Annotated in this window: 14 protein-coding genes; 10 read left to right on the top strand and 4 right to left on the bottom strand. The window is 59.2% G+C overall.

All coding sequences use genetic code 11. From position 1 onward, the window contains the following. Window position 1: 1 nt before the first annotated feature. From HX790_RS09740 to HX790_RS09715, 6 genes are all read left to right on the top strand, one after another. Window positions 2–1,288, top strand: coding sequence for an ABC transporter substrate-binding protein (locus HX790_RS09740; protein ID WP_017139182.1), 1,287 nt, complete (start codon window positions 2–4; stop codon window positions 1,286–1,288). 92 nt (window positions 1,289–1,380) lie between these two features. After that, the gene (locus HX790_RS09735) at window positions 1,381–2,289 is read left to right on the top strand and encodes a carbohydrate ABC transporter permease (protein WP_017139183.1); all 909 of its coding nucleotides are present in this window, start codon (window positions 1,381–1,383) and stop codon (window positions 2,287–2,289) included. Next, on the top strand, window positions 2,282–3,127 hold the full coding sequence (locus HX790_RS09730; protein WP_017139184.1) for a carbohydrate ABC transporter permease: 846 nt from the start codon (window positions 2,282–2,284) through the stop codon (window positions 3,125–3,127). Before HX790_RS09735 ends, HX790_RS09730 begins: the two co-directional genes overlap by 8 nt. 2 nt (window positions 3,128–3,129) lie before the next feature. After that, the gene (locus HX790_RS09725; RefSeq protein WP_017139185.1) at window positions 3,130–4,290 is read left to right on the top strand and encodes an ABC transporter ATP-binding protein; all 1,161 of its coding nucleotides are present in this window, start codon (window positions 3,130–3,132) and stop codon (window positions 4,288–4,290) included. A gap of 85 nt (window positions 4,291–4,375) precedes the next feature. Continuing rightward, a complete protein-coding gene (locus HX790_RS09720) occupies window positions 4,376–5,722 on the top strand; it encodes a carbohydrate porin (protein ID WP_017139186.1) in 1,347 nt (448 codons plus the stop codon). Window positions 5,723–5,940: 218 nt separating this feature from the next. Then, on the top strand, window positions 5,941–6,786 hold the full coding sequence (locus HX790_RS09715) for a D-hexose-6-phosphate mutarotase (RefSeq protein WP_017139187.1): 846 nt from the start codon (window positions 5,941–5,943) through the stop codon (window positions 6,784–6,786). Window positions 6,787–6,916: 130 nt separating this feature from the next. Here HX790_RS09715 and HX790_RS09710 read toward each other — a convergent pair whose 3' ends face one another. Next, window positions 6,917–7,777, bottom strand: a complete 861-nt coding sequence (locus HX790_RS09710; protein ID WP_169985276.1) for a MurR/RpiR family transcriptional regulator — start codon at window positions 7,775–7,777, stop codon at window positions 6,917–6,919. A gap of 219 nt (window positions 7,778–7,996) precedes the next feature. Here HX790_RS09710 and zwf point away from each other — a divergent pair, with 219 nt between their 5' ends. The 3 genes from zwf to HX790_RS09695 are packed head-to-tail and all read left to right on the top strand — an operon-like array spanning window position 7,997 to window position 10,846. Then, window positions 7,997–9,463: a glucose-6-phosphate dehydrogenase gene (zwf, locus tag HX790_RS09705; RefSeq protein ID WP_099550450.1), complete on the top strand. Its 1,467-nt coding sequence runs from the start codon at window positions 7,997–7,999 to the stop codon at window positions 9,461–9,463. Continuing rightward, window positions 9,450–10,163 carry a 6-phosphogluconolactonase gene (gene pgl / locus HX790_RS09700; protein WP_026013851.1) on the top strand — a complete coding sequence of 238 codons (714 nt, stop codon included), beginning with the start codon at window positions 9,450–9,452 and terminating at the stop codon, window positions 10,161–10,163. Before zwf ends, pgl begins: the two co-directional genes overlap by 14 nt. A 17-nt stretch (window positions 10,164–10,180) precedes the next feature. Continuing rightward, window positions 10,181–10,846, top strand: coding sequence for a bifunctional 4-hydroxy-2-oxoglutarate aldolase/2-dehydro-3-deoxy-phosphogluconate aldolase (locus HX790_RS09695; RefSeq protein ID WP_026013852.1), 666 nt, complete (start codon window positions 10,181–10,183; stop codon window positions 10,844–10,846). Between the two features lie 202 nt (window positions 10,847–11,048). On the opposite strand, the gene HX790_RS09690 is transcribed toward HX790_RS09695, so the two are convergent. Together HX790_RS09690 and HX790_RS09685 are read right to left on the bottom strand one after the other, a co-directional pair. Beyond that, entirely contained in the window at window positions 11,049–12,224 is a 1,176-nt protein-coding gene (locus HX790_RS09690; RefSeq protein ID WP_017139190.1) for an aminotransferase class V-fold PLP-dependent enzyme, read from the bottom strand. An 11-nt stretch (window positions 12,225–12,235) separates the two neighbouring features. After that, on the bottom strand, window positions 12,236–12,472 hold the full coding sequence (locus HX790_RS09685) for a DUF3820 family protein (protein ID WP_017139191.1): 237 nt from the start codon (window positions 12,470–12,472) through the stop codon (window positions 12,236–12,238). 204 nt (window positions 12,473–12,676) lie between these two features. On the opposite strand from HX790_RS09685, the gene HX790_RS09680 reads away from it, so the two are divergent. Further along, window positions 12,677–13,144, top strand: a complete 468-nt coding sequence (locus tag HX790_RS09680; protein WP_017139192.1) for a PA2169 family four-helix-bundle protein — start codon at window positions 12,677–12,679, stop codon at window positions 13,142–13,144. 148 nt (window positions 13,145–13,292) lie between these two features. Here the strand turns inward: HX790_RS09680 and HX790_RS09675 are convergent, their stop codons facing one another. Beyond that, entirely contained in the window at window positions 13,293–13,763 is a 471-nt protein-coding gene (locus HX790_RS09675) for a MaoC family dehydratase (protein ID WP_003175719.1), read from the bottom strand. Window positions 13,764–13,772 lie beyond the last annotated feature (9 nt).

The raw sequence follows: 13,772 nt of genomic DNA, 5'->3' as shown, positions 1-13,772 counted from the left end.
GATGAACGCGATTAATCGCCTCGCCGTTGCTATTTCCATTGCCTCGTTGTTTCCCCTCAGTGCATTTGCCGCCGACTCGAAAGGGACGGTTGAAGTTGTGCATTGGTGGACCTCAGGCGGTGAAAAAGCAGCAGTAGACGTACTGAAGGCTCAAGTTGAGAAAGATGGCTTCGTCTGGAAAGACGGCGCCGTAGCCGGTGGCGGTGGCGCCACTGCAATGACTGTGCTGAAAAGCCGCGCAGTCGCTGGCAACCCGCCAGGCGTTGCCCAGATCAAAGGCCCGGACATTCAGGAATGGGCGTCCACTGGCTTGCTCGACACCGACGTGCTTAAAGACGTCGCCAAAGAAGAAAAGTGGGACTCGCTGCTCGACAAGAAAGTCTCCGATACCGTGAAGTACGAAGGTAACTACGTTGCCGTGCCGGTCAATATTCACCGCGTAAACTGGCTGTGGATCAACCCGGAAGTCTTCAAGAAAGCCGGTATCACCAAGAACCCGACCACCCTCGAAGAATTCTACGCAGCCGGCGACAAGCTCAAGGCCGCAGGCTTCATCCCGCTCGCCCACGGTGGCCAGCCTTGGCAGGACAGCACCGTATTTGAAGCGGTCGTACTGTCGGTGATGGGTGCCGACGGCTACAAGAAAGCCCTGGTTGACCTGGATAACGACGCGCTGACCGGCCCGCAAATGGTCAAGGCCCTGACTGAGCTTAAAAAGGTCGCGACCTATATGGACGTCGACGGCAAAGGCCAGGACTGGAACCTGGAAGCCGGCAAAGTCATCAACGGCAAGGCCGGCATGCAGATCATGGGTGACTGGGCCAAGTCCGAGTGGACTGCCGCCAAGAAAGTCGCCGGCAAAGACTACGAGTGCGTAGCTTTCCCAGGTACCGACAAAGCCTTTACCTACAACATCGACTCCCTGGCGGTGTTCAAAGTTAAAGACAAGGGCACTCAGGAAGGTCAGAAGGACATCGCCAAAGTGGTACTGGGTGAAAACTTCCAGAAAGTCTTCAGCATCAACAAAGGCTCGATCCCGGTTCGTACCGACATGCTCAATGAAATGGACAAGCTCGGTTTCGACTCCTGCGCCCAGACCGCTGCCAAAGACTTCCTGGCGGACGCCAAGACCGGTGGCCTGCAGCCAAGTATGGCCCACAACATGGCCACTACCCTGGCGGTACAAGGTGCGTTCTTTGATGTCGTGACCAACTACATCAACGACCCGAAAGCCGACCCGGCCGACACCGCCAAGAAACTCGGCGCTGCGATCAAGTCTGCCAAGTAACGGTTAGCACGGCTGGTCCTTGTGAGGGGAAACCCCCTGACCCCTCACAAGGCTTGCTCCTGTAGTCCTTTTTCCCTGTACTGGATTTTCCCATGAGTTCTGTTGCTGTGTTCAGCAAGGCCTCGCCGTTCGATGCGCTGCAGCGCTGGCTCCCTAAGCTGGTGCTGGCGCCGAGCATGTTCATCGTGCTGGTGGGCTTCTACGGCTACATCCTGTGGACATTCGTGCTGTCGTTCACCACGTCCACGTTCCTGCCCAGCTACAAATGGGCCGGTCTTGCACAATACGCGCGGTTGTTCGACAACGACCGTTGGTGGGTGGCGAGCAAGAACCTGGCGCTGTTCGGCGGGATGTTTATCGGCATCACCTTGGTGATCGGCGTGACACTGGCGATTTTCCTCGACCAGAAAATCCGCCGCGAAGGCTTTATCCGCACCATTTACCTGTACCCGATGGCGCTCTCGATGATCGTGACCGGTACGGCCTGGAAATGGCTGCTCAACCCGGGCATGGGCCTGGACAAACTTCTGCGTGACTGGGGCTGGGAAGGCTTCCGTCTCGACTGGCTGATCGACCCCGACCGCGTGGTGTACTGCCTGGTGATTGCCGCCGTGTGGCAAGCCTCGGGCTTCATCATGGCGATGTTCCTGGCCGGCCTGCGTGGCGTTGATCAGTCGATCGTGCGCGCCGCGCAAATCGATGGCGCCAGCCTGCCGCGCATCTATTGGAGCGTGGTGCTGCCAAGCCTGCGCCCGGTGTTCTTCAGTGCGGTGATGATCCTCGCGCACATCGCGATCAAGAGCTTCGACCTGGTAGCGGCCATGACCGCCGGCGGCCCGGGCTACTCGTCCGACCTGCCTGCGATGTTCATGTACTCGTTCACCTTCAGCCGTGGCCAGATGGGCATGGGCTCGGCCAGTGCAATCCTGATGCTCGGCGCGATCCTCGCGATCATCGTGCCTTACCTGTATTCCGAGCTGAGGACCAAGCGCAATGACTAGTCTCGCCTCCAAACCTGCCATCAGCCTGAGTCGCATCGCGATCTACGCGGTGCTGATCCTCGCCGTGCTGCTGTACCTGGTGCCGCTGGTGGTGATGCTGCTGACCAGCTTCAAAACCCCCGAAGATATCAGCACCGGCAACCTGCTGAGCTGGCCGACCGTCGTGACCGGCATCGGCTGGGTCAAGGCCTGGGCCACCGTTGACGGTTACTTCTGGAACTCGATCAAGATCACCGTTCCGGCGGTACTGATCTCCACCGCCATCGGCGCGTTGAACGGCTATGTGCTGTCGTTCTGGCGCTTCAAAGGTTCGCAGCTGTTCTTCGGCTTGCTGCTGTTCGGCTGCTTCCTGCCGTTCCAGACCGTGCTGCTGCCGGCCTCGTTCACCCTCGGCAAGATGGGCCTGGCCAGTACCACCACGGGCCTGGTGTTTGTGCACGTGGTCTACGGGTTGGCGTTTACTACGCTGTTCTTCCGTAATTACTACGTGAGCATTCCGGATGCTCTGATCAAGGCGGCGCGACTGGACGGTGCAGGTTTCTTCACCATCTTCCGGCTGATCATTCTGCCGATGTCGACGCCGATCATCATGGTCTGCCTGATCTGGCAGTTCACCCAGATCTGGAACGACTTCCTGTTTGGCGTGGTGTTCTCCAGCGGCGACTCGCAGCCCATTACGGTGGCGCTGAACAACCTGGTCAACACCAGCACCGGGGCCAAGGAATATAACGTGGATATGGCGGCGGCGATGATCGCCGGGCTGCCGACCCTGCTGGTCTATGTGATCGCAGGCAAGTATTTCGTGCGCGGCCTCACGGCCGGCGCGGTCAAGGGGTAATCATGGCTACGCTCGAACTTCGCAATGTAAACAAGACCTATGGCGCCGGCCTGCCCGACACCTTGAAGAACATCGAACTGTCGATCAAAGAGGGTGAGTTCCTGATTCTGGTCGGCCCTTCGGGGTGCGGTAAATCCACGCTGATGAACTGCATCGCCGGCCTTGAGACCATCACCGGCGGCGCGATCATGATCGGCGACCAGGACGTGAGCGGCATGAGCCCCAAGGACCGTGACATCGCCATGGTGTTTCAGTCCTACGCGCTGTACCCGACCATGAGCGTGCGCGAGAACATCGAGTTCGGTCTCAAGATCCGCAAGATGCCCCAGGCGGATATCGACGCCGAAGTGGCGCGCGTGGCCAAGCTGCTGCAGATCGAGCACCTGCTTAACCGCAAGCCAGGTCAGTTGTCCGGTGGCCAGCAACAGCGTGTGGCCATGGGCCGCGCCCTGGCACGTCGGCCGAAGATCTACCTGTTCGACGAACCGCTGTCCAACCTCGACGCCAAGCTGCGTGTCGAGATGCGCACCGAAATGAAACTGATGCACCAGCGCCTGAAAACCACCACCGTGTACGTCACCCACGACCAGATCGAAGCAATGACCCTGGGCGATAAAGTGGCGGTGATGAAGGACGGCATCATTCAACAATTTGGCACGCCGAAAGAAATCTATAACGACCCGGCCAACCTGTTTGTGGCAAGCTTTATCGGTTCACCTCCAATGAACTTCATACCTTTGCGCCTGCAACGCAAGGACGGTCGCCTGGTGGCACTGCTCGACAGCGGCCAGGCCCGTTGCGAGCTGCCGCTGGGTATGAGTGATGCTGGGCTTGAAGATCGCGATGTGATCCTGGGTCTGCGCCCGGAGCAAATTGTTCTGGCCACGGGTGAAGCGAATGGGTCGTCGAGCATTCGTGCCGAAGTCCAGGTCACTGAGCCAACCGGTCCGGACACGTTGGTGTTTGTGCAACTCAACGACACCAAAGTCTGCTGCCGCCTCGCGCCGGACGTTGCACCGCAGGTCGGTGAGACCCTGACCCTGCAATTCGACCCGGCCAAGGTATTGCTGTTCGACGCCAAAACCGGAGAACGCTTGGGCACTGCTGCCTCATTGCCTGCACACGGGCATGCCGACAACGTGGCCCAATTCAAAGGCCGCTGAAGCAGATAACTTGTTGTTTTGGTTAAAAAAAGTAACCCGCGTTAGATAAAAACAGTTAAATAACAATAAAGACGAGGATGTAGGGATGAAAAAGCAACACAACAACACTCGGCTGATCTGCCAACTGTCAGCAGCAGCAGCCCTGGTATTGTCCGCCAATGCGATGGCGGCCGATGCATTCAGCGCCGATTCCAAGTGGATGACCGGTGATTGGGGTGGCGAGCGTACCAAGCTGATCGAGCAAGGTATCGACATCAAGGCTGACTACGTAGGGGAAATGGGCGCCAACCTGCACGGCGGCTATAACGACGACAAGACCGGCCGTTACTCCGACCAGTTCGGGTTGGGCGTAGCGCTCGATCTGCAAAAGCTGTGGGGCTGGGACAACACCCAGGCCAAGATCCAGTTGACCAACCGTAATGGCCAAAACATCTCCAACGACCGTATCGGTGACCCGCGTGCCGGCACGCTGAGTTCGTCGATGGAAGTCTATGGTCGTGGCCACATGGTGCGTCTGACCCAGTTCTGGATTCAGCACCAGATGTTCGATAACAAGCTGGACGTGAAACTCGGTTACTTCGGTGAAGGCGAAGACTTCAACACCTTCCCATGCGACTTCCAGAACCTGTCGTTCTGTGGCTCGCAGGTGGGTAACTATGTAAACACCTGGTACAACTGGCCGGTCGCCCAGGCCGCTATCCGCGTGAAGTACAACATCACGCCTGAGCTGTATGCGCAGATCGGTGCGTACAACCAGAACCCGTCGCAGCTTGAGCACGGCAATGGCTTCAAGCTCAGCGGCAGCGGCACCAAGGGCACCGTGATTCCGGTGGAGTTGGTCTGGTCGCCGAAGGTCAATGGCCTGCCGGGCGAATACCGCGTGGGTTACTACAAGAGCGCCGCGGATGCCAGCGACGTACGTGAAGACGTTAACGGCAACGATGCCGCCACCTCAGGCTTGGCTTACCGTACCCGTAGCAGCAAAAGCGGCTATTGGGGCGTTGTGCAGCAGCAACTTACCACCCATAACGGCGACGCGTCGCGCGGCCTGAACATCGCGGCCAACGCCACCTTCCACGACAAGGACACCAACCTCGTCGACAACTATCAGTCGTTGATGCTGGTCTACAAAGGCCCGTTCGATGCGCGTCCAAAAGATGACGTCGGTATCGGTTTCTCCCGCATCCATGTCAACCAGGACGTGAGGAAAAACGCAGAGTTGCTGAACGCAGCCGGTGGTTTCACCGACTACGATCAGGTGGGCTACGCGCCGCTGCGTGACACCGAGTACAACACTGAAATCAACTACGGCTTCCACGTCACCAACTGGCTGACCGTGCGTCCTAACCTGCAATACGTTACCCACCCAGGTGGCGTCGATAAAGTCGACAACGCGTTGGTAGCGGGCCTGAAAATTCAGTCTACGTTCTAACGCTGTTGCGATAAGCTCCTTCTCTCTGTGCGCATTTTGCGGGTAGCCATGGCTACCCGCTTTTTTTGGGGCGCGCTGCACTACCCATGTGGGAGCTGGCTTGCCTGCGATGCAAACGACGCGGTCTGCCTGGATGGCCGAGGCGATGCCATCGCAGGCAAGCCAGCTCCCACAGGGTAACCAAGCTTGAGCAACAATGAACTCCAGGACCGTGGCACATGCATGAGCATCCGCTGCAACGCTTTTTCAAATCCCTGCGTGAACAACCGGTGTTCGCCTGGGAGCGCTTTCAGATGCGCGATGTATTGGTGATCGACCATCCGCTGTGCCAGGCGGTGTTCAGCCGCCAGGGTGCGCAATTGCTGCACTTTCAGCCCACAGGCCAGAAACCCTGGCTGTGGTGCGCAGCCAAGTGGCCACAAGTCGGCGCCATCCGTGGTGGCGTGCCGGTGTGCTGGCCCTGGTATGGGCGCCATCCGAGCGAAAACGCCTGGCCGTCCCATGGCTGGGCGCGGCTGATCGACTGGAAACTGCTCGACAGCAGCACCGACGACGACGGCGTGCGCCTGCACTGGCAATTGCAGCTGTGCGACTGGCAGGTCGACCTGCACGCGCACCTGGGCGAGACCCTGGAGCTGCGCCTGAGCACCGAGCACCAGGACGAGTTGCCGTGCCAGTTGAGCCATGCGTTGCACGCTTATTGGCGTATTGGTCACGTCGACGAGATAGCGCTGTCTGGGCTTGACGGTGCGCAAGGTTATGACCAGCTCAGCCGTCAGGTTTGCCAGCAGGAAGGTGAACTGCGAGTGGATGGCGGCTGCCAGCGGGTGTTCCAGCATGAGGGTGAACTGCAGCTCAAGGACCACGCCTGGCAACGCGAACTGTGCATCGACACCGGCGACAGCGCCGACACCGTGGTATGGCATCCGGGCAGTCGGCCGTTGTTGGGCGTGAGCTTTAACGAGGCGTCGGGGTTTGTGTGCGTGGAGTCGGCGATGGCGGCAGCCAGTCTGGCGCCGGGGGAGCGGGCGCACCTGAGTTTGCAGGCGCGGGCCGGGGTTTAGTGGTGGAGCTTATGGCGCTATCGCAGGCAAGCCAGCTCCCACAGGGGAATCCATTCCAAATGGGCAGCTCGGTTCACTGTGGGAGCTGGCTTGCCTGCGATAGGGTCGGTACTGCTGGTGGAGATTGCTGCTAGTTGAATTCATCCCCCACCGGATACCGGCTGTCATTCAAGCTCTCTTTGATCTTGCGCAGATGCGGCTGGAAATCCACCCCGCGGCGCAAGGTCATGCCGGTTGCCAGCACGTCCAGCACCGTTAACTGAATGATCCGCGACGTCATCGGCATGTAGATGTCAGTGTCTTCCGGCAATGGAATGTTCAAGCTCACCGTACTGGCCTTGGCCAAGGGCGAGTTCTCGGCAGTCACGCCCAGTACCGACGCACCGTTTTCCCGGGCGATACGCGCCACTTCCACCAGCTCCCGGGTACGCCCGGTGTAGGAAATGATCACAAACAGCTCGCCCGTATGCGCCACAGACGCGATCATGCGCTGCATCAGCACGTCGGCATGGGCGGTCACGGCCAGGTTGAAGCGGAAGAACTTGTGCAGCGCATCCATGGCCACCGGTGCCGAAGCGCCCAGGCCAAAGAAATGGATCTGCCGCGCCTGGATCAACAAATCCACGGCCTTGCTGATCAGCGCCGGGTCGAGGGCCTGGCACGCACTGTCCAGGGAGGCAATGGCGCTGCCAAAGATCTTCTGGGTGTAGGCCTCAGGGTTATCATCGGCCTCCACGGCGCGGCTCACATACGCCGCACCACTGGCCAGACTTTGCGCCAGCTGCAATTTAAGTTCAGGGTAACCGCTGACGCCGAACGAACGGCAGAAACGGTTGACCGTCGGTTCACTGACCGAGGCGGCTTGGGCGAGGGCGGCGATCGAGAAGCGGGTCGCCTGCTGTGGGTTTTGCAGGATGACCTCGGCGACTTTTTTCTCGGCCTTGTTCAATTCTTCGAGGCGGTTCCGGATCTGTTCCAGAAGATTTCGCACGCGGTCCATTCAGTCTTTCCTTCGGGCGACGATGCAAATAAAGGGCGGTAACCCATCGACGAGTGGCCCTTTGCGGTGGCCTATCCTACTGAGGGTAGCTGAACACCACCACTCGGAATGCGTATTTCGGGAAAATGTTGTGGTTATTACTACATTTTTCCTTGAGTGATGCCTTGAAAAAAGGTATTTGTAGCTTAACTTGATAAAAGAACAAACATCATGCCTTCGATAACCGTAGAACCCTGCACCTTTGCCCTGTTTGGCGCCTTGGGTGATCTGGCGCTGCGCAAGTTATTTCCTGCCCTCTACCAACTCGATGGCGCCGGGCTGCTGCACGACGATACGCGCATCCTGGGCCTGGCCCGTGAAGCCGGTTCCGAGCAGGAGCACCTGGCCCATATCGAAAAAGAACTGCGTAACTACGTCGGCAAGGAACTCGACGAAGCTGTGGCCGCGCGCTTCCTGGCGCGTCTGGCCTACGTGCACGTCGACTTCATGAAAGCCGATGACTACGTCGCTCTGGCCGAAAAAGTCGGCAGCGACCAACGCCTGATCGCCTATTTCGCCACCCCGGCGGCGGTGTATGGCGCGATCTGCGAGAACCTCGCCAAGGTCGGCCTGGCGGACAACACCCGCGTGGTGCTGGAAAAGCCCATCGGTTCGGACCTGGAATCCTCGCGCAAGGTCAACGACGCCGTGGCGCAGTTTTTCCCGGAAAACCGCACCTACCGCATCGACCACTACCTGGGCAAAGAAACCGTACAGAACCTGATTGCGCTGCGTTTCGCCAACAGCCTGTTCGAAACCCAGTGGAACCAGCACTACATTTCCCACGTGGAAATCACCGTGGCCGAGCAGGTCGGTATCGAAGGCCGTTGGGGTTACTTCGACAAGGCCGGCCAACTGCGTGACATGATCCAGAATCACTTGCTGCAGCTGCTGTGCCTGATCGCCATGGACCCACCGGCCGACCTGTCCGCCGACAGCATCCGTGACGAGAAGGTCAAGGTGCTCAAGGCCCTGGCGCCGATCAGCCCGGAAGGCCTGACCACCCAAGTGGTGCGCGGCCAGTACATCGCCGGCTACAGCGCCGGCAAGCCGGTGCCGGGCTACCTGGAAGAAGAGAACTCCAACACCCAGAGCGACACCGAGACGTTCGTCGCCCTGCGTGCCGATATCCGCAACTGGCGTTGGGCTGGCGTGCCGTTCTACCTGCGTACTGGCAAACGCATGCCGCAAAAGCTGTCGCAGATCGTCATTCACTTCAAGGAACCGTCCCACTATATCTTCGCCCCCGAGCAGCGCCTGCAGATCAGCAACAAACTGATCATCCGCCTGCAGCCGGACGAAGGTATTTCCTTGCGCGTGATGACCAAAGAGCAAGGCCTGGACAAGGGCATGCAACTGCGCAGCGGCCCGCTGCAACTGAATTTTTCCGACACCTATCGCAGTGCACGGATTCCCGATGCCTACGAGCGGCTGTTGCTGGAAGTAATGCGCGGCAATCAGAACCTGTTTGTTCGCAAAGATGAAATCGAAGCCGCGTGGAAGTGGTGTGACCAGTTGATCGCCGGGTGGAAAAAATCCGGTGATGCGCCCAAGCCGTATGCGGCGGGGTCCTGGGGGCCGATGAGCTCAATTGCACTGATCACGCGGGATGGGAGGTCGTGGTATGGCGATATCTGAATTGAAACTGCCTCAGGGCGTGACAGCCCATGAGTACCGCACGCCGGTGTTGCTGGCCGATGGCCTGGCCACTGACGTGGCCGAGCAACTGCGCGCGGCCATCAGTGCCCGTGGCGAAGCGACCCTGGTCGTGTCCGGTGGCCGCAGCCCCGTGGCGTTTTTTCAGAACCTGGCCAAACAAGGCCTGGACTGGTCCAAGGTCACCATCACCCTGGCCGACGAGCGCTGGGTGCCGGTGGAACATGCCGACAGCAATGCCGGCCTGTTGAAAAAGTATTTGCTCCAGGGCCCGGCGGCCAAGGCCAAGTTCCTCAGCCTGTACAACGTTGCCGCGAACCTGGAAGACGCCGCCGAACTGGCCGATCGCCAGTTGGCAGAGCTACCCGCGATCGATGTGCTGGTACTCGGCATGGGCGATGACGGCCACACCGCATCGCTGTTCCCCAACAGCCCCAACCTGGGCGAGGCGCTCAAGCCTGACGGCACGCGCCGTTGCTGGCCGATGCTGGCGCCGACTGTGCCGCACCAGCGCCTGACCATGAGTCGCGCGCTGCTGGCCACGGCCCATTACACCGTGCTGTCGATTTCCGGCAGTTCGAAATTGACCACCTTGAGCGCCGCGCTGGCCAGTGACGACGTTGCTGCCATGCCGATTCGCGCGTTTTTGCAACCTACTTTAGAGATTTACTGGTGCCCATGAGCCAAGGATCAGCCGCTATGAAAAGCCCTCAACCGACCGTGTCCATGGCGGACAAAGTTGCCCTGATCGACAGCCTCTGCGCCAAGGCGCGGATCCTGCCGGTGATCACCATCGCCCGCGAACAGGACATCCTGCCGCTGGCCGATGCCCTGGCAGCCGGCGGTTTGACCGCATTGGAAGTGACCCTGCGCTCCGAGTTCGGCCTCAAGGCCATTCAGGTACTGCGCGAGCAACGCCCTGAACTGTGCACCGGTGCCGGCACCGTACTCGACCGCCACATGCTCGAAGCGGCCGAGGTTGCCGGTTCGCAGTTCATCGTCACCCCCGGCATTACCCGTGACCTGCTGGAAGCCTCGGTGCACAGCCCGATTCCGCTGTTGCCTGGCATCAGCAATGCTTCCGGCATCATGGAAGGCTATGGCCTGGGTTATCGCCGCTTCAAGCTGTTCCCGGCCGAAGTCAGCGGCGGCGTGGCTGCAATCAAGGCCCTGGGCGGCCCGTTCGGCGAAGTTAAATTCTGCCCAACCGGCGGCGTTGGCCCGGCCAACATCAAAAACTACATGGCGTTGAAAAACGTGATGTGCGTGGGCGGTAGCTGGATGCTGGACCCTGAATGGGTCAAGAACGGCGACTGGGCCCGTATCCAGGAAGTCACCGCACAGGCGCTGGCACTGCTGGACTGATCTGATTTACCGAATCGTTGTTGCTGTGCTTAACGGCATTTTTGCGGTGCACTTGGTCGGTGTACCGCTTTTTTTTGCCTGCAAAAAACTCACATTCAACTCCGATCAACTGTGGGAGCTGGCTTGCCTGCGATAGCGGTGGGTCAGGTTAGGATGTTTCTACTGATACACCGCCATCGCAGGCAAGCCAGCTCCCACAGTTTTAGTCCGTGCTTAACTCAGTTATTGCGTTGACCAACACATCGATGTCTGCCGCCGACGTCACTAGCCCAGGCGTCACCCGAATACAGGTTCCAAACGCCGCACCTGTGCGCGTGGTGGTAAACAGGTCGTACTCCTTGAGCAACCGATCCGCCATCGCCGTCTGATCCCGCCCAGTAAACTTGAACGCCGTAATCGCGCAATACAGCCGCGGATCATCCGGTGTCAGCACCTCAATCCCCGGCAACCCGCGCACCTGGCTGACCCAGCGATCACGCAGGTAATTGACGCGCGCACCCTTGGCCGCCGAGCCGCCGAGGTTGCGATGTTCCTCCAGCACCAACGGCAAGGTCATCAACGCCGGAAAATTCGGCGTGCTGTAGGAGGTGCGCGCACGCACGTCGCTGGCGGGGTAGTGAAACTCACCCATGTCCGGGTCGATATCGGCCAGGCGCTCCGGGGCGATGTACAGAAAACCCAGGGTCAGCGGCGCGCCGATCCATTTATGCAGGTTGAACCCGGCGAACTGAATGCCCAGTTCGGCGAGGTTGAAGTCAATCTGGCCCAACGCATGGGCGCCATCAAGAATCACGTCCACGCCATGCTCACGGGCCGCTTTAGCGATGGCTGCGACCGGCATCACCAGGCCGGTGCGGTGGGTGACATGGGTCAGCGCCATCAGCTTGAGGCGCGGGTACTGCACGAACGCATTGCGATAGGTCTGCACCAGGCTGTCGAAACTGGCTGGGTGGGCGTGGGCAAGTTCGACGACTTCCACGCCGCGAACACCGGCCAACCAGCGCATGGCGCCTTTGACCGTGTCGTACTCCAGATCACTGATCAGCACCTGATCGCCTGGTTGCAGGCTGTTGTAGTTGCGGATCAGCGATTGCAAAGCCTCGGTGGCGTTGCGGGTGAAAGCGATCGCCTCCGGGTCGGCATCGATCAGCCCGGCCAGTTGCTGACGGATCTCGACATTTTCACCTTGCTCGAAGCGCTGACGCACATACAGCGAGTTGCTGCGGTTAATAAAGGCCACATGCTCCAGATACTGCGCCTGCACAGCACGGCTCATGCGCCCGAAGTAGCCGTTTTCCAGATTGATCGGGCCAGGCTCCAGCTCATAGCGCTGGGCGATGGCGTGCCAGTGACATTCGTTGTCTGCATTCCTTGGCATAGCGTGGGCTCTTAATGGCGGGGGGCGGGTTTGCCGTGCTTTACGCGCAGCGGCTCCAGCAGTTCTGACAGGCCGTTGTGGTCGATTTCCTGCATCAAAGCGAGCAAACCGCCCAGCTCGCCGTGAGGAAAACCCTCACGGGCAAACCAGTTCAGGTAGGGGCCGGGCAGGTCGGCGATGATGCGTCCCTTGTACTTGCCGAAGGGCATTTCGCGGGTGATCAGCAATTCGAGTTTTTCGGGGTTCATGGGCTTCAAGGGTTGGCGTCGAGTCCTTGGAAAATACAGGCATTCTGCATGAAGGCCAAATGACAGATCATGCAAATAACGTACATACAGATGGTTCAATATTTTGTAAGTGGCTGATATATATCAATAAATTAATTTTTCAAAACCTGGCACGGGCGCTGCAATCATTAAGACAACCTTCTAACCTGCACAAGGAATTGAAAAATGACTGACATCAACAAAGAATCGATCTCCGTACTCAACGACCTGATCGAAACCAGCAAAGACGGCCAGAAAGGCTTCGCGACTTGTGCTGAAGACATCAAGCATCCTGAGCTCAAGGCGCTGTTCCAGAAACGCTCCGCCGATTGCGCCACTGCCGCAGCCGAGCTGCAAACCGCCGTGCGTGCCCTGGGTGGCGATCCGGAAGAATCCGGTTCGGTTGCCGGCGCTCTGCACCGTGGCTGGGTCGACGTGAAGTCGCTGGTCACCGGTAAAGATGAAGAGGCAGTACTGAACGAAGCCGAGCGCGGTGAAGACCACGCCCTGAAGGCTTACAAGGAAGCGATCGAGAAAATCAACAAGCACAACCTGCTGGGTATTCGTGACCTGGTTGAGCGTCAGTTCCACGGCGCACAACGTAACCACGACCAGGTGAAAGCCCTGCGTAACCAGGCTCGCGCTAACTCGTAAGCCCTGTGTTGTAACTGCCTAAGCTGTAACTGAATGTGGGAGCTGGCTTGCCTGCGATAGCATCACCCCGGTGTAACTGATACGCCGAGGTGTGTATCGCAGGCTAGCCAGCTCCCACATTTGCTTTGTATTGATTTTGAGATTTCTATCAGCCAATGCTGATCGGCGGCAGCTCAGTCAACGTAACAACCTGTTGCTTGCGCGGCGCAAGAATTTCAGCCTCACCGTCCACCACCAGCTCATCGCGCTGGTTGAAGACGCGCGTGGCGATGCGCACACGAAACTTGGGCAACTTCTCCAGGATCTCCAGGCGCACGGTCAAGGTGTCGCCGATTTTCACCGGCTTCTGGAAGCTCATCTGCTGGCCGATGTAGATAGTGCCCGGCCCAGGCAGCTCGCACGCTACCGCTGCACTGATCAACGCGCCGCTGAACATGCCGTGGGCGATACGCTCCTTGAACATGGTCGCCTTGGCGTACTCGGCATCCAGGTGCACCGGGTTGTGGTCGCCGGACATCGCCGCGAACAGCTGGATATCGCGCTCTTCGACGGTCTTGCTGTAGCTGGCGGTCTGGCCGACTTCGAGGGCTTCGTATGGGGTGTTGGTAACCTGGGTCATCTAAAGGTG

This window comes from Pseudomonas sp. IPO3747 (assembly GCF_013385245.1).
GTDB lineage: Bacteria > Pseudomonadota > Gammaproteobacteria > Pseudomonadales > Pseudomonadaceae > Aquipseudomonas > Aquipseudomonas edaphica.
This window is presented reverse-complemented; position numbering and strand designations above follow the sequence as displayed.